The sequence below is a fragment of the Pirellulaceae bacterium genome, from assembly GCA_029243025.1.
Lineage (GTDB): Bacteria > Planctomycetota > Planctomycetia > Pirellulales > Pirellulaceae.
Genome location: JAQWSU010000050.1, coordinates 71,079 through 92,924, shown reverse-complemented (window position 1 = coordinate 92,924; position 21,846 = coordinate 71,079). Strand labels below are relative to the sequence as shown.

12 protein-coding genes are annotated in these 21,846 nt (G+C 51.1%); 7 read left to right on the top strand and 5 right to left on the bottom strand.

What is annotated here, in order from left to right; translation table 11 throughout:
• The 4 genes from P8N76_24745 to P8N76_24730 form a co-directional block, all read left to right on the top strand.
• The coding region (locus P8N76_24745; protein MDG2384902.1) for a hypothetical protein at window positions 1-2,910 on the top strand (2,910 nt) is incomplete at its 5' end.
• A gap of 431 nt (window positions 2,911-3,341) precedes the next feature.
• On the top strand, window positions 3,342-3,803 hold the full coding sequence (locus P8N76_24740) for a hypothetical protein (protein MDG2384901.1): 462 nt from the start codon (window positions 3,342-3,344) through the stop codon (window positions 3,801-3,803).
• The gene (locus P8N76_24735) at window positions 3,796-4,245 is read left to right on the top strand and encodes a TadE/TadG family type IV pilus assembly protein (protein MDG2384900.1); all 450 of its coding nucleotides are present in this window, start codon (window positions 3,796-3,798) and stop codon (window positions 4,243-4,245) included. The genes P8N76_24740 and P8N76_24735 overlap by 8 nt, the downstream gene beginning before the upstream one ends.
• A 3-nt stretch (window positions 4,246-4,248) precedes the next feature.
• Window positions 4,249-5,547, top strand: coding sequence for a pilus assembly protein TadG-related protein (locus P8N76_24730; protein MDG2384899.1), 1,299 nt, complete (start codon window positions 4,249-4,251; stop codon window positions 5,545-5,547).
• A 708-nt stretch (window positions 5,548-6,255) separates the two neighbouring features.
• Here P8N76_24730 and P8N76_24725 read toward each other — a convergent pair.
• Window positions 6,256-9,513 (bottom strand): hypothetical protein, encoded by a 3,258-nt coding sequence (locus P8N76_24725; protein ID MDG2384898.1) that lies wholly within the window; start codon window positions 9,511-9,513, stop codon window positions 6,256-6,258.
• Window positions 9,514-9,816: 303 nt separating this feature from the next.
• Here P8N76_24725 and P8N76_24720 point away from each other — a divergent pair, with 303 nt between their 5' ends.
• Complete coding sequence (locus P8N76_24720; GenBank protein ID MDG2384897.1) at window positions 9,817-10,854, top strand: hypothetical protein; 1,038 nt, start codon at window positions 9,817-9,819, stop codon at window positions 10,852-10,854.
• Between the two features lie 303 nt (window positions 10,855-11,157).
• On the top strand, window positions 11,158-11,433 hold the full coding sequence (locus P8N76_24715; protein ID MDG2384896.1) for a hypothetical protein: 276 nt from the start codon (window positions 11,158-11,160) through the stop codon (window positions 11,431-11,433).
• 106 nt (window positions 11,434-11,539) lie between these two features.
• Here the strand turns inward: P8N76_24715 and P8N76_24710 are convergent, their stop codons facing one another.
• The 4 genes from P8N76_24710 to P8N76_24695 form a co-directional block, all read right to left on the bottom strand.
• Window positions 11,540-12,985, bottom strand: a complete 1,446-nt coding sequence (locus P8N76_24710; GenBank protein ID MDG2384895.1) for a DUF1501 domain-containing protein — start codon at window positions 12,983-12,985, stop codon at window positions 11,540-11,542.
• Between the two features lie 6 nt (window positions 12,986-12,991).
• A complete protein-coding gene (locus P8N76_24705) occupies window positions 12,992-16,255 on the bottom strand; it encodes a DUF1553 domain-containing protein (GenBank protein ID MDG2384894.1) in 3,264 nt (1,087 codons plus the stop codon).
• A 250-nt stretch (window positions 16,256-16,505) separates the two neighbouring features.
• On the bottom strand, window positions 16,506-17,438 hold the full coding sequence (locus P8N76_24700; protein ID MDG2384893.1) for a sialate O-acetylesterase: 933 nt from the start codon (window positions 17,436-17,438) through the stop codon (window positions 16,506-16,508).
• A 358-nt stretch (window positions 17,439-17,796) separates the two neighbouring features.
• On the bottom strand, window positions 17,797-18,981 hold the full coding sequence (locus P8N76_24695; GenBank protein MDG2384892.1) for a PEP-CTERM sorting domain-containing protein: 1,185 nt from the start codon (window positions 18,979-18,981) through the stop codon (window positions 17,797-17,799).
• A gap of 821 nt (window positions 18,982-19,802) precedes the next feature.
• Between P8N76_24695 and P8N76_24690 the strand changes: the two genes are divergently transcribed.
• On the top strand, window positions 19,803-21,824 hold the full coding sequence (locus P8N76_24690) for a VCBS repeat-containing protein (GenBank protein ID MDG2384891.1): 2,022 nt from the start codon (window positions 19,803-19,805) through the stop codon (window positions 21,822-21,824).
• Window positions 21,825-21,846: the final 22 nt, after the last annotated feature.

The following is a 21,846-nucleotide window of genomic DNA, read 5'->3' as shown; positions in this document are numbered from 1 at the left end:
CAGCAAACGACGTTTGCTGTGATTGGTGAGTCCCAGCAAACCGTCGTCGTCACGCCAATTCAACCAGAAGATCCCGTCAATGAGGAAACTCCCGTCACGGATCCTGTCGCTAACTTCGAAGAGATCGAAAGCAACGGAAATGTTCATCTACTACGCGACCCGCAAAGTGGCATCGCTTACGTTCGCGACGAAGCTAATAATTTGATCACTGTGCAACGCTGGGGAGAATATTGGGATGGTGACGTAGCGCTCGTACGTGGAGATTGGCAACTCGTGGCTGCCACTCGAGATGGCGCCGGACAACTCCGTGTCTTGGACGTCAATCCGAGTTATGATACTCGTTACGCTTGGATCCTAAACGAAGAGGGACATTTCACGGGTGAAGATAATTTCACCGATGCAAACATTCACACGGCTGAAACTCTGTTTGAAATCGACCTCGATGCTGACAATGTGATCGGAACCCCATCCGTTTCACCGGATGACGAAATTGTCACTCCCGTTCCACCCGCTCCTCCCGTCGAAGATCCGGTTGACCCACCCGTCGATCCTCCGGTGTCGGATCCGGATAGTGATCTACCGACTTCACCCGTCGTGCCGCCCGATTCCGGCATCGCCCCTCCCGCACTCGAGGATCTCGAGGACGGCCAAACACTGATGCTCGTCGGACAGACATTCCAAGATGAGTATACTGACTTCATCGCAGGCACCGGACTGACTCCGTCTGGATCCTCCCACTACGCCACCTTTTACCTGGGCCAGATCGAACAGGGTGACGATAGCCCCAACTCTCAATTCTTAGATTACGTACGCAATAACGACCTTGGTGACTATGCGATGGTCGCATTGAGCTTCAAAGATAACACCCCGGCCGGCGGTTACGGCCAAATGATTAATCGGGAAGCAGCCGACTATAACTCGAACGCTCTCTGGGACGCGTTGAATGACATTCGTGGTGGAGAGTGGGATGCACAAATCGACAGTTTCGCCCAAATCATGGCGAGCCGTTCTGACACTCAGTTTCTACTCCGCGTTGGTTACGAAGTCAGCTTGCTCCTGTTCGCCTACAACGGTGACCAATACGTCGTCGATTGGATCAATGAACAAGCAAGTGCGGGGATCAATGTGTTTGAAAATCCTGATGCGATTCCCGAACTCGACCCGTCCGCCTTCATCGACGCCTACAACCACATCGTCAATCGCATTGAATCGCAGGCCAGCAATGTTGAGTTCGGGTTCCATCCGGTCCGCGGATACAACGATACCCAGTGGCTCTATCCGGGTGCAGAAAATGTCGACTGGGTCGGTTTCTCTGTTTTCAATAACGATGTTGGCATGGAGGTTAACGGAACGATCAATGCTCCCAATGAGCGAATCGATCCGAACCTCGCCTCCAGCATGAATTTCGCGCAGCTGCAGGGGCACGAAATTGTAATTGCCGAGTCGACCGCGCAAAATCCTGCCGCCAGTAATCCAGATCTATTCATCGAATATCTTGATCGCCTGGACGATGTGGTCGACCAGTATGACGTAGCTGCCCTGACTTATATCAATTCAAATTGGCCGACGCACGGATGGGGACCCGAGTGGGGAGATGCTCGCGTCGAAGTCAACCCGACAGTCGAAACCTTCTTCCTCGATACTTTCGGCACGGGCACTCGCTATGTCTACGCCGATGTGGCGACAACGCCCTCCGATCCTCCGGTGGATCCGATCGACGATGCCCCCGGACTTGAGCTTGTTGCAGCAACCACCGACACGAGTCTGCTCGTCGACTCGGAAACAGGGCTGGCCTACGTGCAAGATGCCGGTGGCGAACCGATCTTGATCCGTCGAGCGGATAAATACTGGAGCGGCGACGTACCGCTGTCACGAGACGGATCCACACTGCAGGCTGCCGCACGGGACGAACTCGGTCGGTTACGAGTACTCGATGTTGGCGACTGGGGCCCCTATGCCTGGATCCTCGATGAGAGTGGTATGTTCATCGGTGAAGAAGGGCCGACCGAATCATCGGTAGCGGCGAAAGAAAGGCTATTTCAGATAAACCTCGACGGCGATGGCGTCATTAGTCAGCCCGAAGAGATCACGCCTCCGATCGCACCTCCCGCCAACCCTGCCCCAAGCGGTGATCTGGTCGCCGATGGCGTCAAGGTTCGACTGATGAGCTTCAACGTCTATTACGCCTCGCTGGGTGCTCCTTGGCGAATCGATGGTATCGCTCAAGCAATTGCTGATTACACTCCCGATATTGCCAGCATTCAAGAGATGTGGGGCGAAAGAGATCAAATTCTGGCTGCCATCGAAGCGAAGACCGGACTCGACTACGAATTCTCGACCGGCAGCAACACCTGGGATGGTGATATCCTCTATCGTGCCGACCGCTGGAAGATTCTTGATGATGGAGTCATCACGTATGACGGTTCGCGAGGGATGACCTATGCCACTTTGCAACATCTTCAAACCGGCGAGAAGCTCTCAGTCTATGGCATGCATCCGCTGGCGGGCGTCAGTGAGGACTATCACCTCCGCAATATGGAGATGGCAACGCAACACATGGCTGCCAGCCCCTATGCTGACGAGGCACCAGTGGTCCTGATCGGTGACTTAAACGCTGCGGAATCACTCGAATCCATGCGTTTGATTCGTGACGGTTCGATCAACGCATTTGGTCAAGAGTGGAATACCCCGATCACTTTTGAGGATACATTCCGAGTTGCGAACGGTGACACGGCCAACGGTGACACAGGGTTCGGCGTGAAAATCGACTATATTTACACCGAGGAAAGGACCAATTCCGTATTCCGTACCGTCAACGCCTCTATTCGCCGAGATGCTCCTGGCGGCTCGGATCACTTCCCTGTGATGGCTGAAATCATTTTACTGTCCGATGAAGGAAACGCGGACTGATTTCAAGCAACCTCGCTTCCTAAAAACGAATACTGGCTCCCGCAACTTGTCGGGTAGCCAGTTTAAGTTGGAGTCGAAAAAAGTAATCTTTTCGTGCGTGGCTTGCTCGACTCAAGTTCGATAAACACATCACTTTCAATAGCCTCGCCAGCAACAAACGTTCGATTTGAGCACCACCACTATTTCGACAGGCCCAACTGGATCCACCTGCGTTCGCAGAGAATTCGTCTCGGCCTGGCAAATCGATTGCCGTTGATCACTTTCCCGTTACTGATCGACCACAGGAGTCCTGACACCGGTTGAATCGTAACCATTGTGTCGGTCGCTCCATCTACCCGCGCTGCAAACGGGCCTAAGTGCGGCGAAACTCGGCTCCTTTTTTAAGCTAAGCTTTTCAACGACCTCACATGTTTTCCCAATCGAATGCGAACATGACCCAAAAACGCAAGAAACAATTCGTTGATCGATCAGTACAAGGGGCAATCCTTTGCCGGCTTTTGGCTTACGGATTTTTGTTTGTGATCACCACCGGGGCTTTTCTTTATTTTGTGGAACTCCTCGTGGGCCCACCCGAAGAAGCAGCGGGAAACATGATCAGGCGACACGGTCCGACCGCTTTGGCGTTTTTAGCGCTCGCGCCGATCTTCCTCCGCGACTTATGTAAACTTACAAATCGTTTCGCTGGGCCAATGATGCGATTACGGCAAGGCATGCACGATCTCGCAGAGGGTCGACAAGTCGCGCCAATTGATTTTCGCGAAAACGACTTCTGGAAGGATCTTGCTATCGACTTCAATCGCATCGCGAAGCGAGTTCAAGAGTCAGAATCTTCTTTCGACGCAGTTACCTCGTTGGATGCTTGTCCTCAAGACGGAGAAAGCGTTCATGCTTGATTGCTCGACACGAAGACGATTGAGAGAAAAAAAAAGAGCGTACCGAGGCGCTGCGGCTGTTGAATTTGCCCTCATCGCACCGCTCTTCCTATTGCTGCTCGCCGGAGTCATCGAATTTGGGCAGGCGTTTCGTATTGAACATATGCTTTCGATGGCGACGCGCCGCGCTGCACGTTCCGCCATCGTAACCGGATCCACCAGTGCCGACGTCTCACAAAAGGCAAAGGCATGGATTTCCCAAACTCTAAACGTAGCCGAGACAGATGTTACGGTAGAAATATTCTTGAATCAAAATGCGAATATCGACTTATCCGAAGGCGAAGAGGGGGACGAAATTTCGGTCACCATCAGTATCCCCTACTCGAAAGCGGGTGCGGGATTCTACGCGAACATGATGTCCAACTCAATCCTCAGCTCTTCCTGTATTCTCGAGCACGAATAAGTAATGTTGAAACCTAGGCACAAAGCGAATCGCCGTGGCGCGATCGCCATCCTCGCGGCGTTTTGCCTGATTATCGTCATTGCCTTCTTGGCGTTTTCAATCGATTTCGGTCAACTGGCTGTCGCGGAAAGCAATTTACAAAATGCGGCTGATGCGGCTGCGTTGTCCGCTGCTCGTGCGCTGCCCAACCGAGAATTAGCGATTGCCGCCGCAATCGAATGGGCTGAGAAAAATAACACAAGTGGATTGGGCACTCCGCTGGTTAGTGCCGAGGACATCGAGATTGGCACTTGGGATGAAGAAACGGCTCTCTTCACGGTCGTTCCCGAGGGCGACAATACCACCCTGGATGCCGTTAGAGTCACATGCCACCGCACCGCTGAACGCGGGAATTCCATTCGGTTATTTTTTGCACCGGTGATCGGCACGAACAATGCAAGTGTGATGGCCTCCGCCGTCGCCAGACGGGATCGTGCATCCTGCGGAGGCATCATCGGACTTTTGAAAATCTACTTTAATGATCGAATCTCTGGTCACTTCACCTTCACTGACAGCTACGACTCAGGCCAAGGTGAATACGGTTCGTGGAACGCGAGCAACAACGGTGACATTTGTACCAATGGGGTGCTGAGACTAAGGGGTAACACGTTTATCAACGGCGATGCGAAATGGTGGGAAGATGCCGTGACCCCATCGGTGGCCGCATGGCAAGTCTCCGGTGATTTCATCGCGTTCCAAAACGAACTTGTATTTTCTGACATTAACCCCGGAAACGCAGCCAATCAGAATAACAACTCACTGCTTGATCAAAGCAATAATGGTGTAGAACTTTTAGACAATCAAAAGTTTCAGCTTGGAAGCAGCGAACCAGGCGCCCCCGATTCAATTACGTTACCGCCTGGGACTTACTACTTTACCGAAATGTCACTATTCAACGACTCAACAATTACGGTGACGGGACCAACTCGCATCTATGTTGAGGGAACAATTGATTTACGTTATGGCAATATCGACAACGTCGGTGAAAAGCCCATCGACCTGCAAATCTACCCAATGGGTAACAACAAGTTTTGCTATCTCCCGCTATTCGGCGAATTACATGCAGTCATTTACACCACCAAATCCTATATCCACGTCAATACCCCCGGCGAGGATGTCGACTTAGAATTCTTCGGAAAAATACTGGCTAAGAGAATCGTCTTTTTTGATGTGATCTCGCATATTGATGAATCCGTCGACTTTGATGACCTTGAAGCAGGCAAAGCACAGCACGGAACATCAGGAATTTCGCTGGTGCAATAGCCATTCAGATCGATTGACGGATCGGGTTCAAACAATCTGCTTGGAAAAACCATGCGTCATTTTCCAATAAAATCTTGGATAGCAATTCTGCTGTTGGCAATAAGCTCAGTCAGCACAGCAACAGTCATTTGTTGCCCCTGGCAGTCACCGAGCGAAAACCAAAACACGCCCCGTCTGTTGCTCACCAGGGATCGTGCCCACATCGGCCGACTTAGCGAGGGAGAAGTTCGTCGTGTCACGTTTGACATGATCAACCAAGGTACTCGGCGTCTGGTCATCAACGAAATGGATGATGATTGCAAATGTGGCCATCCTGTGCGAAGAACATTGTTGCTCGCGCCCAATTCCACGGAAACGTGGACGCTCGATATAAATTCCGATTTCGAATCAGGCCAATTCAAAAAATTGATACGATTTACGACGAGCGATCCGGCGCAACCACAGTTCGAACTGCAGATCAACGGCTCGGCTCCTGAAACTCAAATTTCGCAGACTGCACACTCCATCGACGAGCAGTTCAAATCGGTGTTCGTCCGCCCTCAACATCCGATCCGCAAAGACAGCGCGGATTAGCAAACGCTGTTTTTTTTCGATCGCGACGATGACGATCAATAAAACATCATTCCGTCACAACGATTCGCATCGACAACTCGCTCGATTTGCTGACAGAACGAATTGTGTTGACCTCTTTGAAATTCCCTTACAATCTCATTCACGCACATCCTGCGTTTTGTTTGACCGATCGACCGGATCTGTTGTTGTTGGGTAAATACGCCACTCAAGAATGCCACCGGAAAAATTCGGCTGCAACTCCGCTTTCAATCTCAAGCCATCGGTTACAACAGGTTGAAACATCACTTTGTTCCACTGATCTTTGGCAACTCCATAGGACGTTTTCGCATTCATTGATTTCCACTTACCCGCTTCGCGATAAAAGACCCTCCAACTTTTTGGCACAAGATTTTGTCCATTGTCGTCGAGCCAATAGAGGTCAACCCTTGAAACAAGGCGTGGCGTCAAAAAGCGATACTGAGCCCACTCCCATCGCGGCCCATTCGGAATCTCGCTATCTTGCCAATTACCTCGATCCTGCCAATCTCCACTACGTGGGGCGATCCACCGATATCGCTTTGCTTGGCCGCGACTTTGATGTAACAGTGTCACAGTCTCAGGCGTTTCGGCATCATCCTGTTTCAAATCGGAGGCGACGTCACTTTTTTCTGCCGACAGCGAATCGACAACGGTCAACCTAAGACGATTATTCCGCACCGAGAACCAACCGTCGATTCGCTCGGAAACCAGCACGAACTTGTCAGCGTTGACTCCGCTAGAACTGGCCAGAGACCAATCGATCAAATCATAAGTTTCCCCCACTTCCATGCGACCAACCTGCGAAAACTCAACCAACACCCGATTTGCCTGGGAGCAGTCGATAGCCCCAGTCTCCACCCGAACTAAATCACAGCGACTGCCAACATCAAAACGCAACCTGGCACCATCGTGTAGCGTTAAACCATCCTTCAAAGTCAACGTGCCGATAGAAGTCCCTGGAGATAGCATACCGCCGGCGTGGATATGTACTCTTGCCTCAGTCGTGCCCGTCCCAATCGTTCCATCGCCGCCCAACACACCATTTTCATTAATGTGAATCGTCGAACGCGGGCTGATTCCTGTTCCCGTTGAATTGTTGACCAGCAGCAAGCCGTTATTAACAACCGTATCGCCCCGATAGGCTCGATTGTCCTCATCCTTCACCTTATAGATGGGTAGGTAATCGCCAGTCACAACGACCGTTCCGTCGCCGTTTTTCACAACTCCCGCGCGATTACCGCGTGAATAGTATTCATAGATCTGCCCCGTGAACTTCCACTCACTCCCGGCTGAAATGTCGAGTACATAGTTCAGGGAACTCGCTGGATAGAGAGTAACGTCTTGCCAAATGTGTTTTCCCTGCAAAACAGTGATCTTGAAATCCGTATTCATTTTGAGGGATCCAGGACCAACGAAGGTGTAGGAGAAGGGTGAGTCAAGCATGACTCCGTTGAGTAACCTACTGGTTCCCTCGGCATCGTTGGGCGCAGCAACTTCGATCGGCTCGGTTAAAACATTTGGAAACACAGCCGTCACACTTTCTGTATGCTGGCTTCGAAACCAAGACATTTGAGGAATACTTGAATCCTGCGAACTCTCGGGGATCAAACCATCACACATCGCATCCACCGTATGCGCGTACCAACAAACTGATGCTGCTGGTTGATAGGGCAACACGTTGACGGGACGCAAAACACCATCGGAATCAATCGCTGCTACAGTTCCATCATAGGTAGGCACACTGTCGATCTGATCCCGCAAAGCAGCCTCGAGTGTCAAAAACGCAAGTGGTTCTAACACATTCAAGTTTGCATGCTTATGTAAATCACTGGCAACAAAGAGTCCTTTCTCTTCGTTGAAACGGTTGGCGAAGGCGTTATTTGCGACAAGCCGGGCAGTATCCAAATAGGCTTCTTTATTCGTCGCACGAAATAACTCAACCAAGGCAAAAATCGCCAGCGGTCTATCCTGGCTCGTTTGCGTCTTGAGACGGGGTTCCTGGTCTGAGCTTTCACCGATATCCCCCAGATCATTCCCTCGAACAATTCCGCGAAGAGTTTCCCAGATTTCGGGATCATGAGTCAATCGATAACACAACGCGAAAGAGAGCATGTATCCCGAATGGGCTTCACAAGGTGGCCAACGCCCATCAGATGACATGTTGTACGCCGGCGAACTCAGCCGGCGATAAGAAGACAGATCCGTGCCATCAAAATGAATCGGCCGGAACGTATTGTCAGAGACTCGGTAAGCATGCTTGGCATACGCTTTAAGGTACGAAGAGACGGAGTCTCGAAAATACACCCCCTCATCAGCCAGGAGTTCACTTAGACGCATCAACATCGTGGCACCCGACGCAAAGAGAAAGTCCGGCGGCCCCGAACTTCCATTCGTCACGAGTAAAGAGTATTCCTGCCAGTCTCGATGAGGAAATCGAAAACCACTGGCAAGGTCACGCGCTTGCGTATGGTGAAATGGCGGTAAACCGGTTTCAGAATGCGAACTGTCGATATACCGTGCGAGTAACCGTTCGGTCCACAAACGTGGCTTCTGATCCTGATTTAGCTGCGACAACTTACCGCCCGCCCAAAGGATGTCAGTTGCCGAATCAAAAAACGTTAAATCTCCCTGAATGATTCCTTTGACCGGCTCTTCCAGCGGGCGATCCCACACACCGCTTTCCAAACGCTTGTGATAACGTCCATGTCGTGTGAAGTCCATATTCACCCAATTCTTCAGGTGAGAGTTCCAGTGCCCGGCAAGCATCCGTCGAGTGGATTCAGCATCGGTCTCCCAGAAGAGATCATAATACGGCATATCTCCTTTCATTTCGTGGCCGCGACTTCCAGGAGGCCAATCATCACCGTCATATTTTTCACTAATCAAATCAATAAATCGGTGGTGCCCCATATGCAGCAAACCGCTTTCGGTCTGGTAATTTTCAAAGCAGTAACGGATCGCCTCCTGATACGCCTCTTTGTATTTCAAATCTCCTGTCAAATGACTCAAACCGGCCAGGGTTCGAGCCAGATTGCACTGATAAGCCAGATTCGAAGAAATGACAGGCTGCCATGGTTGCCATTGACGTGGACTTGGCTTGTTTAGCCGATTGATGTAGGTCCGATCCGGCGCACGCATAGTGTCGACATTTAATTGATCAACAAATAAAGGTGAATGAATAGATCCGTAACGATCCCTGCCATGCATCAAAACAGTGTCCGCAAATTTGATGACCGCAGCCATTCTGGCCCGATCCATTGAGATGGTGGATTCTTCCCCCACAACCGGCCTTACCCTCAGTCCCGATAGCAACACTGGCCCGATCATTGCCAAACAGATCCAGGAATGATTCAGCACCAATTTGAAATTAACCATCTAATTTGCACCTAAAAAAACTCATGAAGCAGGACGCCCCAATTTAGATCGAATCAGCACTTAAATCCAGTAATCCTGCATCGGCGACTTCGCTGCGCACCATGCAAAATTCGACTTTAAGATCCATTGCATCGACAACGGTCTCCTAACCTTCCCATGCCAGTCATTCGCATACGTATCAACGCCGATCTCCAATTGTTCAAATACGATTGAACACCGTGGACTTCTTTACATTTCTGCTTTAGGTTAGCGATGTCAGTTTAATGAATTCGTTGCAAATCATTGAGACACGGAAAAGTGAGCATGCTCCCCCTCTTCCTCAATCAGCTGTCCAGATTTAATAAATTGTGGGTCGCTGCAGCTTTCTTGACTTGCTTCGCCCTTGAAGCAGCCGCGGAACCCACCGTTTACGTGACCATGGTCTCTCATTTCGATCGCCCCTGGGCAATGACCCAAGGGGATCTTGAGGCATTGAAAAAACTCACCAAACTTCACCCGACGATGCGATGGACACACCTCTACAACCCGGTAGCGTACACCCAAGAAACCCCATTGCGCGAAGCCATGGAACGGTTCGTGAAACAGACTCGAAACCATCACGGAGCGGAAATCGGCACTCACCTTCATATGTATGAAAGCCTCCTCACGGCAGCAGGGGTTAAATTCGTCACCCATCCAAGCGTCAATGCAGAGCAGACGGAAGGAAGTCGGGACGATTCAGGCTATGCTGTCCCGATCACGCGTTACTCACGTGAAGAAATCGGCAAGCTACTGGAGTACACTCGAAAAACTTTTGAAGACAGAGAGCTTGGCCACCCCAAAACGTTTTGCGCCGGTTTCTATGCAACCAGTCTCGACTTGCAAAACATGATTGCATCTCATGGTTACACGACCAGCGCTGCAGCCTTTCCAACTCAAACTTTATTTGGCTCTCAATACGCACCAAGCTGGCACGCGTTATCAGGCTGGGACGCGAGTGTGACATACAAGTCTTCCCCTTATCGAATCTCCCAAATATCGATTCTTCCCAACCATCAGGCTCCGTTTATCAGCGCGATCGACAAGCAACCGTTAGTCGAAATACCACAGACCTGCAAAATCGATTGGATGGTAAGTGCAGAAGACATGAAAATCATTTTCAAGGAACACTTGGCAATGGCGAGAAAGGGAACAACAACAGCGATTTGCTTAGCCATTCACGAAACGAGTAGCGAAGAGCAGTTCAACAAGTTCCACGAAGTGCTCCGCTATATCGACGAACACATCAATTCAGGCAGCCAGCCACAAGTAAAATACATTACCACGGCTGAATTGAGAGACCGCATCCTCCAACTCGACTGAATCCATTAGTAAACTTGCCGCGTCTCGCAACGCCGTCGCAACTCGAATTCGCCCACCTCACTCGCTGCAAAGGGCTGATAACAGCTGGCGATCAGGAACTAAAATCGATCGAAGGGCGCAAAAAGCGGTCGTTGACACTTCGAAAACCGCCCCCCCGAACGAGGCTGTTTTCATCAACAACAGGCCAACTAAATAAATGACAATAAAGACAGTAAAACCCCTCACTGGGCTGTTCTGGATTCGTTGAGTTTGCTGCTCGCCATTTGCTTAATCGCTCTACCAATTGGAGTGTCGGCCTGGCAAATGCAACAAGCTTACGAGTCGCAGACCGATGTTCCACGTCTTCGTAAAAACATTGACAAACGGGTTAAAATTCCAGCAAAGAAGTTTGTTTTAGTGGGCAAGACAATCACCAATCCACCTCGAACAGGAATCTTACGGGATATGAAATATGCCTGGGATGGAGATGACACATCGTACAGCTGCGAGATCACCCTCGAGCGAGCACAGCCGGGTGACACGACGCTGAATCCGAAACTCAGTCCGGAAGAGGTTGAACAAGTTACTTTGATCGATTAGTCGCCAAGCGAGCAAATGCGGGTGCCGGTCAGGTAACTTCGTGACAATGGGGAAGGCACCCCGATTGAAAACATCGCCTTGCCCGGCAATCGGGCCACTTTTCCTGCTAGACCAGCAGATCACGCACGACGTTTCCGTGCACATCGGTCAGTCGAAAATCACGTCCTTTGTAACGAAACGTGAGGCGTTCGTGATCTAACCCCAAACAGTGCAGCAGGGTCGCTTGAAAATCGTGGACATGCACCGGATTCTCGACCACGTTGTAACCAAATTCATCCGTTTTGCCATAGTTGACACCGGGCCGAATGCCCCCCCCGGCCATCCAGATACTGAACGCCCGCGGATGATGATCTCGTCCGTATTCTTTGCCACGATTGTGCTGGCTATACGACGTTCTCCCAAACTCACCGCCGCAGATGACAAGCGTATCTTCCAAGAGTCCACGTTGTTTCAGATCCGCTAACAGCGCTGCCAACGGTTTGTCGACTTGTGCAATTTTATTTCTTATTCCGGTTGCCACTGCACCGTGATGATCCCAACCGCGATCATAGAGTTGAATGAATCGCACACCGGATGACGCCAGTCGCCGAGCAAGCAAACAATTATTGGCGAACGAAGCCTTTCCCGGCTCAGCCCCATACATTTCCAACGTCGATCGACTCTCGTTCGACAGATCCATCAAGTCAGGAACACTCGACTGCATACGATAGGCGAGTTCGAAAGCGTTGATTCTGGTTTCAACCTCTGGATCTCCAACCGTCTGCAGTCGGATTCGATTCAAATCATTGATACGCCGAATCAGTTTGCCACGGTTCTCCATGTCGACACCTGGCGGATTCGAGAGAAACAAGACCGCGTCACCTTGCGATTGAAACTGAACTCCCTGATGCCGACTTGGAAGGAAGCCATTATGCCAATAGCGTGTCAACAATGGCTGACCGCTTCCCGAAACCAAAACCACAAATTCTGGAAGGTCTCGATTCATCGATCCGAGTCCATAGGAGAGCCAACTACCGATGGAAGGCCGACCTTCCAACCCGCTCCCCGTTTGCAAGAAGGTGACTGCAGGATCATGATTAATTGGATCGGTGTGCAGGCTCCTTACGATGGTCATGTCATCCGCCATTTTGCCCAGGTGCTGATAGAGCACATTCATCTCATGGCCCGCATTACCAAACTTGGCAAAGCGATGATCACTTTTGGCAATACGCGGATCATAACCACTGGTCATACTCGTCAATCGTTGCCCCCGCCGAATTGAATCAGGCAACAGTTCACCATGGTATTTCGTCAGGGCAGGCTTCGGGTCAAACGTTTCCATCTGAGAAGGACCGCCACTCATGAACAAATAGATGACCCGCTTTGCACGAGGCGCGAATTGGGGCTGAATCGCTGGCGAGGCTGGAGCCGCCCCGGCATTCTCTTGGATTGACAGCTGATGCAACGCAGCGAGTCCAAGGCCTGCCGTTGTTCGTGACAAAAACGTTCGACGAATCATCGAATCGGTGGCAATCGGATCGTCCCCACTACGATTAGTACTGTGATTTTCCATCGTGCTTTACTCGCGAGTTATCGCTTCATCCAGATTCAAAACAGCACTGGCTACATTGGTCCAGGACGAGATCTCCCGTGGCGCAGGCCCCGTTGAAGTTACATCCTTCGGTACGGAAACAGCCAAATGCTGGTAACTTTGACGTTGCTCATCCAGCAACGATGTGAGAATCCCCATTTCTTGGTCGTTGGGAACTCGACTTAATACTCGTCGCCACATCTCGATTAGATTTTCTCGATCCGATTTCCCTTGCTGTCCCAGTACGGAAATTGCAAGTGCCCGGGCAGCTTGTTGGAATTCCGGATCGTTCAGTGTTACCAGTGCTTGCAACGGTGTATTCGTGCGCGATCGTTGGGCTGTGCAGATTTGACGACTCGGCGCATCAAAAATCACGAAGGCAGCATAGGGAGCCGTCCGTTGCCAATAGGTGTAAATCCCCCGTCGCAAGCGATCCACACCGTTGCTTGGGCTCCATTGCTTACCAGAATTCGCGGCAAAATAATTGGCAGGCTGAAAGGGTCGCACGCTTTTCCCACCAATTTTCCGCTGGAGTAATCCGCTGGAAGCGAGTGCCATGTCCCGAATCTCCTCCGCCGAGAGCCGATAACGCGGGGCACGCGACAACCAACGATTCTCAGGATCTTTCAGGCTGGCTGGCTTTGTCACAATCGACGCCTGGCGGTAGGTGGCGGACATAACCATCTGCTTGATCAATGCCTTCGTATCCCACTCAGAATCAACAAACGTAACCGCCAACCAGTCGAGTAATTCAGGATGGGTTGGCGGTGCTCCTTGTGTTCCAAAATCACCCGGCGTCCGCACCAACCCTTGTCCAAACAGTAATTTCCACAAATGATTCACGCGGACGCGACTTAACAATGGATTGTTGGGCCGTGTCATCCATTCACCTAGTGCGAGACGATTCGGCAATTCTCCAGACGGCAAAGGTGGAAACATCTCAGGCACATCGGGTGTGACTAATTCGCCCGGCTGTTGAAAGTCACCACGATTTAGGACAAACGTCGACTTTCGTTTTGGCATGGATTTCATCACCATCACAGTCGACTCGGCATCCATGATGGTGTCACGTTGCATTCTGACCTGCAGAAGTTGATCACGAAGTCTTTGCAAACGCTGGGAGGAAGCGGACTGCACATACTCCGCAAAAAAACGAGCTGCTTGTCTGCGTTGAGCGTTGTTCCAATCAGAACTCGGTGAGTCGAGCACCGCGGCCAATTCGGCAGGCACTCCGTCATACTTCGACTGAACGGCGTATTTCCCCGCGAGAAAGTCACCGACCAGGTTTTGCTCGACCCGCGACAATGGTCGATCGTAAATCAATAATTCACCTAAATCGATCGATGCATGCTCAGCTCCGGCGTTATTGGCACCAATCGTAATTGCGGAATTATCGAAATCAGAAAGCGTGGCCTGACCTTCGCCAGCATCCTCTCCGTTTAATACAAAGTGGATTTGATGATCGGGGCCGCTCTTCGTGAGCGAGCAAATGTAAGCAACCTGAAGCTGTAAGGAACTGTCTCCAACTACATCGGCAGAGTAGCCATTGAAGGCAAATTGCAGCTTATCCTGAGTCAGCCATAGCGCACGACGCTTACCCTGCTCTTCCTGCCCCCACATCACCAGCATTTGATGCCCCTGCGCCTGCCAAACGCGATGCACGGTCAGAATCGTAAAATCATCACCAAGACGTTCGGCACCGGTCGCGGTGCGAAAAAAGTCTGTTTTCCCGTCAAATCGAATGGCCGGCTTTTCCCCAATCGCTTGCGGAAGATACCGCGGCGCACCATGCCCGGTGGCAAGATGAGAATTCCCTGAAAGATCATGCCAACTTTCGAGGCGCCTGGACGGATCCAATTCCTCTTCGGTATCCACGATTCGATTACCATTCACATCGCTGGCATCCAGATGGAGCACAAGCCCCTCCGTAATCGGTAAGGCAGCCGACTTGGAACGATTGGCTTGCTCGACCTTTTGCTGCTCGACCCAGGCATGAAACGACTTGCTAGTTCCTGCTCGCACAATCGCTGTTTCTAAAGCCTGCTCATATTCCTTTTGTGCATTTTTGATTTCATTTCCCAGCTGCTCAACTTGTAAGTGACGCAAGGGGGACTTGGCAGCGAAGGTTGGCGGCACAGGCCTGTTGTGATGTCCATTTTCACCACCACCACCTATTTCACCATCGACGCTGTTGAAGAACGCAAGAAACTCGTAATATTCTGTTTGCGAAATGGGATCATATTTATGGCTATGACATTGTGCACACCCAAACGTTAGGCCCAGCAGCCCCTGCCCGGTGGTGTTCGTGCGATCTACCGCGTAAGCGACAAAGAATTCATCCGGATCGGCACCACCTTCTTCGTTGAAAGGTGCATTCCGGTTGAATGCAGAGGCAATGCGTTGCTCCTCAGTTGCGTTGGGCATGAGATCGCCAGCCAGCTGCTCGCGAATGAATCGGTCATAAGGCATATTCGTGTGGAAAGCGTGAATCACCCAATCACGATACAACCACATGTCGCGATGACTATCGCTGTGGTATCCGTTCGTGTCGCCATAGCGCGCTAGATCAAGCCAGTCCTGGGCAAGTTTCTCACCGAAATGGACCGACTTGAGCATTTCGTCCACCACTTTCCCATAAGCGTCTTCACGCTGATCAGCCAAAAAGGCGTCAACCTCCGCAATGGATGGCGGAAGCCCTCGCAAATCGAACGAGAGACGTCGCATCAAAGTCACTCGATCCGCTTCCGACGATGGTGACATACCATTTTGTAGGAGCCGGTCGTAGACAAACTGATCGATCACGTTCTCTCCCCAGGCTTTCGCTTTTAGAGGTGGCGTAGGACGATTTGGGGAAACAAAGGCCCAATGTTTTGTAAACTCAGCGCCCTCCAAGATCCACTGTCTGAGGATTTGACGTTCCGATGGTGTCAGTATTTTTTTAGTGGTCGGAGGCGGCATGCGTTGCTCGCTATCCGCTTGCAAAATCCGCTCGACCAAAGCGCTTGTCGCTGCGTTTCCCGGCACAATGGCTCTCTGCCCCGAAGGCAGCTCAGCGAGTGCCGCCTGACGGATATCAAATCGAAGCCCTGCTTCACGAGTTGCTTCATCCGGTCCGTGACAAGCATAGCACTTTTCAGCGAGTATCGGCTGGATGTCGCGCACATAATCGACTTCGTCAGCTGACAAACGAAATGCAGGTAGATAAAAACTGATCGCCCAACAGACGGCGGTAAAATAAACAATCACCCGCATGATTCATTCCTACTTTCAATGACTGAAATGGGTGTCGGTCAAACGATCATTTGAAATCTGAGTAGCCTTTTCGATGGTCACTCCAGAATATTCGTTGGACGAGTGGTTTCCAAAGAACCATCAAGGGCACTCGCGAAGGATACTGCACTCGCGAAGGATACTGCACTCGCGAACAATCCGGTGATTGAAATCCACACATCGTTGGCCTGTTCCTCTCTCATCTGACGCTGCCACGGTATCTGTCGTAGGCCTATTCACGATTCATAAGCCGAAGCATCGCCTGCCCCATTCCCTGGCCAATCAGGTAGTAGGTCTCCGCATTTCGATTCCAATGATATGCCTGCCGCGCTGGTGACACTTCCGGCGGACGATAGAAATCCCGGGTTCCCACAAATGCAACATTTCCCTGAAATCCCTTCTGTTCGGCCACAGCAGCCTGGGCAGCCATCAGCGACAAGGCGCGTGGGTGCTTTTCTTTGTGACCGCTCATGCCGGTTTCGGCAATCACAAAAGGAAGCCCGGGATGGTTAAACTCCTTGCGCACATCACGAATAAAGTTAGCCATGTTCTGCTGATATTCGTCGTTAAGTTTCTGGTTCACACGATCGTTCCAACCTTGATGCCAACCAAAACCGGCTAACTCCAATTTCTTGCCCGCAAATTGCGGAAACAATTCACCCACATCGTTCATCACCTTGCGGGTCGTTTCAATCACGTTTTTATAATAGGGTCCGACTTCGCCACCCGAACTCGGCGGACGAAAGTCGCGTCCCAAGCTCTTACCTCCCCAAGCCAGCTTGATCAGTAAAATGGGGTTGTCGATCGCGTCTCCCACGACACATCCAAAACCAAGCTCCGGTCCGATCGTGGTTTCACCACCTCCATAACCGGGCGCCAACCCGCCCTTCCGGTCGAGGAACCAAATCTGCACATCATCGCGCACGACCCAATTCTGATCTGCATCCACCAAATGTTCGAACTGCGCTGCCTTTGATGGCTCGTGAACGAGCCATTCCAATGATCCTCTGCCATCATTGCGTTTCAGATCCAGAGCGATCTGACCTGTTCCGACCATGTTTGACTGACCTGCAAGCACAAACACTCGAATGGACTTGTCCGACTCGGCACGAGCTTGTGATGAGAGCAAAAGCATGAAGAAAGTTAGCGTCATCGCTCGATACATGGCATTCTATCCAGTCAATTATGCTGATTGAGGCGGGGCCGTTTTCTCGACCAATCACCGCACAGAATCGAACCCTCCACACACAGCACGTCAAGGAACGTCGATCAGTCGAATCGGTATTATAGTCGACTTACAACGTTCACAACCGATTGTTGCAGAAGACGGTTCGAAAGAAATCAGCAACTAATCAAAAGCTCTAGCACCTCCAAATGTGATCAGCTCGTCATCCAAATAAAAAACCTCTCGACACAGAAAAAATCCATGCAGGGAGGTCATGATTTGTGCTGCGCTTCGAAAATCTTGAAGCCGATCAGCTCAGCCAACTCGACGAGCGGTTTCCAAAATCAGTGCATCAAAGCTAACGTCGCCGTTTCATATAGAGACAAGTCACGGCGCCGAAAATCACCATGATCAACGTACTTGGCTCTGGCACTAGTGCAGCGGCCGGATCTCGGGGGCCAGCTTCAAACCCCCCATCTTGGAAAGCTGTCACAAAGTCGCTGCTACTGAAACGACCATCTCCGTTCCAATCCCCTTCTCGCCAGCCGGCCGGACTGCCTGTCTCGAACAATCCTTCTTGAAACACAAGTACAAAGTCACTGCTGTCAAACAGTCCGTTCAAGTCCGAATCCCCAAACCAGGTCGTCTTTACATCAATCACCCAACTCGAACGATCAGCGTCATTAACCGTACCGTCACTGTTGACATCGAACGTTGTGTCCTGTCCGCCATTGCGTATTTCACCTGACAACAAATCCATATCTACATTGTCAACGAGACCATCCGCGTTGAAATCACCCGGATCGGCCTGACTGCCAGTCTCGAAGTTCAATTGATAGTAGCGACTCCCAAAACCGGCTGTGTGAATTGTCAGATCCGACAACACCATCTCAGGTTCAATGTCTCCAATATCTTCATCCGGTATAAAGTCAGTCGTATCGATGTCGAAGTAATGCATCCCGTCGCCGCCGCCTTCCGCGAATGCAATGTGTCCACCGTTCGTGTTATTGAATCCCTCATTCCATTGCAAAGCGGCTGGATGATAAAGGTTTCCGTCGTCAGGAACAGCCGAACTCCCCCAGCTGAACTCCTGGTCGCCGGTTCCGTCTGCTGTGTGAGCAGGTCCAACCTCCCAAACCGTAAAAATACCTTCTCCATCCTCTTCGCTACCGTCTTCCTGCTGAACAATCAATGGCACCATGTGGTACACACCGTCCTCGGCTTCGAACCGCGCATCCGCGGTGTAGTAACGAACGGTAGAAATACTTTCGCCAGCCGGCAAGACGTTGCCGTACATAACCGGCACCCCCGACCAACCATCTGGCGTACCGTCTTCGAGCGGCAGTTCAGCACCGACAAATTCTGCCTGCAGCACAGTGGGGTAAGTAACAAATAGGCTCAACAACAGGATCACTCTCATGTTGGCACCCTCTACAACGTGATGAAGAAAATCGATGATGGCCAAAAGACAAAGCAAGACTTTGCCTTCCACGCTGTTCGTATTGTTCTGGAGATGTAAGCGAGCTCTGAAGGTGTAGTCCATGTTCTAGAATCGCGCGAAGAGCAAGTCAATCATTTCCCTGCAAAATCATCAAAACGGGGGGGGGGATCGAAGCTGCCAGCAGCCCTGCCCCCCCTCCGTCGTCTCCCTCCATCACCACCACAAACTGGCGTGATTTTTTCGACCGAGGCGCGTAATATTTACAGCTTTCAACTTTCCAGCAACCGGCAGAAGATAACTATAAACCTTGGCAGTTAGTCAACTCAATCCGCGACTCGATGGAACAATTCACTTTGCAACAAGCGTTAGATACTGCTTATTCCGACACGAAAAACACGACCTCATCTTTGACCTATTGCCCAACGGTGCATCGCCGTTCAAAGTCTTACCTGGATTCGCAAGTCAACTCTCAATCTACTGTTCTTGCTCATGACCAGTCATCGGACGTCAACTTCGTGCAAGAAGCTCAGTCACCCACGTTTGATTCGAGTGACGTTGTTCGAGAATCAGCAACCCATCGCTGATTTTCTGGTGATTGAGCGGACGAGAGCCATTTTGAAAAGAAAACATTTTGGTTCGCTCAAGCCTCACAGCATGGCAAATTCGTTTCAGATGGCAAACATGCCCGTCACATCAAAAGTTCCGAAGAATCCATCAGCGACACCGAGAATCCTATGTTTTCCGGCACAATTCCGGCTCGCTTGCCCACGATCCGTTTCGTTTTAATGGCATCCTTCATGTCAGACAGAGGATCGCCCGCAGACCATAGTCGATCAAACAGCCTACAACCTCATTTGAAAAACTGACTTCACTAAGCGTGTGTATTAGAATGAGGCGGGTCCTCCTGAAGGTGAAAGCCAGCTATGCACACAATTCCGCTCCAACCCGTCCAGCGTAAGATTGGCAGTTTGTTGCTGGCTTCTGTTTTAGCGTTGTCAACCGCTTGTGGTCCGTCTGCATCTGTCTCGCCGGAGCCAACCGTGCTTCCGGTTCCGCCCCCACGGATTCGTGCCAGTGAACTGGCTGAGCAGCAGCCGGAAGAAGCAACTTCACCGGAACCAAATCTATCGGAAACCGAGCTTTTCACCGAACTGCCCATCCTTTCAAATGATGGCAGTTCCAATGGTAGCAGCGAAGCAACTGAGCCATCATCTATTAGAACTTCTCTGACCGCTCAGCGTCTCGCGAAGGACCAAGCCACTCTGTCGGCGCAAGAGGCTGGCTGGGAATCGGAAGCGTTCGCAGAATCAGCAGCAAGCCAGCTAAAAAAACTGGCTAGTGCACTGCAGGACAAATCATTGTTGTCAAACGATGCTAAGTTTTCGACCGAAATCAGTTCTCTCATCACCCCCGACTTTCGAGCAGTCCCATTGCGTCCCTTGAAGCTGAATGAGGTCTATCAGGATGCCATGCTGGTGGTACGTCGGGGTGTAATCTCCGAGGGTGGTGAGGACCTGCGAGGAGTGAAGGGTCTACGATCAGCAATCCGCCAATTAGGTGGGACGTCGCCTTCAGCAACCGAGTCGACAAATCAAGCCGTTGAAGCTCACTTTAAGATCATTGGCATACGCTTGTCGAAGGAACAAGTGGAAACAACGGTTCTGGTCGAACTCACCAACCAGGAAGGCGACACCAGTCGCCAAATGAATGCGACCTGGCTTTGCCACTGGACCCACGCGGTAGACTCTCCAAAATTGATGTCCATTCGCGTTACGGCATACGAAGAATCCGAAATCACAATCGAAGGCGGCAAATGGTTTACGGACCAAACGAGCGCTGTCTTGGGAAAGAACCCTTCCTATCGTCACCAATTGTCCTACGGCCATCATCACTGGTTACAGCGGGTGGAGCGAGTTCAACGCTTCGACACCTCGGTTCGCAATGGCCTTGCCATCGGCGATGCGAATGGTGACGGCCTGGACGATCTATTTTTATGCCAGCCTCCCGGCCTACCCAACAAGCTTTTTATACGACAAGCCGATGGCACAGCCACGGACCAATCCGAATCTGCTGGCATCGACTGGCTTGACCAAACAAGCGCGGCACTGTTTTGTGATCTGGACAACGACGGGGACCAAGACCTTGTACTGGGCATGCCCGTTGGAATCGTGTTAATGGAAAATGACTCGAGCGGACATTTTACAAAACGACAACAACTGCCTGCTGATTACGACGTCCAATCCCTATCGACCGTTGACTACGACAATGACGGCTATCTCGACATTTTCGCTTGCGTCTACCGCGCGTCGATGCCCGACACAAAACAGCAATTCCTCTATCGGGATGGCAGGGGCGGTGGTCTTAATCGATTATTCCACAACACGATTGCGGCGGGCAACTGGACTTTCAAGGACGTTACGAAGGCTACTGGCTTGGAGAACGGCGGAGATCGATTCAGCTTAGCCGCGGCTTGGGAAGACTTTGATAGGGATGGCGACCAAGATCTCTACATCGCCAACGACTTTGGTCGCAACTATCTGTACGAGAATCAAAAGGGTCTGTTTGTCGACATCGCGGAACAAGCAGGAGTGACCGACATCGGGTCCGGCATGTCGGTAAGCTGGGGCGATTTCAATCGGGATGGTTGGCCTGACTTGTATGTCGGCAACATGTTTTCATCTGCCGGGCAGCGAGTCACCACTCAACCGAGCTTTCGTCCTGACGAGGGAGAGGGGGTCCGCGGTGAATACCAGCGACTCGCGAAAGGAAACTCACTGTTCTTAAATCAGCAAAATAAGACATTTCGAGAAGTTGGAAAAGTCGCGGGTGTGGAACGTGGCAGATGGGCTTGGAGTTCATTGTTTATTGATCTCAATAATGATGGATGGGAGGACCTACTGGTTGCCAATGGTTATATGACGACGGAAGACACCGGTGACTTGTGAAGCTTTTATTGGCGACAGGTCC

What these genes read in the sequence shown, in the direction of transcription:
- P8N76_24740 (MDG2384901.1), top strand. Translation starts at nt 3,342, where the DNA reads ATGACCCAAAAACGCAAGAAACAATTCGTTGATCGATCAGTACAAGGG.
- P8N76_24735 (MDG2384900.1), top strand. Translation starts at nt 3,796, where the DNA reads ATGCTTGATTGCTCGACACGAAGACGATTGAGAGAAAAAAAAAGAGCG.
- P8N76_24730 (MDG2384899.1), top strand. Translation starts at nt 4,249, where the DNA reads ATGTTGAAACCTAGGCACAAAGCGAATCGCCGTGGCGCGATCGCCATC.
- P8N76_24725 (MDG2384898.1), bottom strand. Translation starts at nt 9,513, where the DNA reads ATGGTTAATTTCAAATTGGTGCTGAATCATTCCTGGATCTGTTTGGCA.
- P8N76_24720 (MDG2384897.1), top strand. Translation starts at nt 9,817, where the DNA reads ATGCTCCCCCTCTTCCTCAATCAGCTGTCCAGATTTAATAAATTGTGG.
- P8N76_24715 (MDG2384896.1), top strand. Translation starts at nt 11,158, where the DNA reads ATGCAACAAGCTTACGAGTCGCAGACCGATGTTCCACGTCTTCGTAAA.
- P8N76_24710 (MDG2384895.1), bottom strand. Translation starts at nt 12,985, where the DNA reads ATGGAAAATCACAGTACTAATCGTAGTGGGGACGATCCGATTGCCACC.
- P8N76_24705 (MDG2384894.1), bottom strand. Translation starts at nt 16,255, where the DNA reads ATGCGGGTGATTGTTTATTTTACCGCCGTCTGTTGGGCGATCAGTTTT.
- P8N76_24700 (MDG2384893.1), bottom strand. Translation starts at nt 17,438, where the DNA reads ATGTATCGAGCGATGACGCTAACTTTCTTCATGCTTTTGCTCTCATCA.
- P8N76_24695 (MDG2384892.1), bottom strand. Translation starts at nt 18,981, where the DNA reads ATGGACTACACCTTCAGAGCTCGCTTACATCTCCAGAACAATACGAAC.
- P8N76_24690 (MDG2384891.1), top strand. Translation starts at nt 19,803, where the DNA reads ATGCACACAATTCCGCTCCAACCCGTCCAGCGTAAGATTGGCAGTTTG.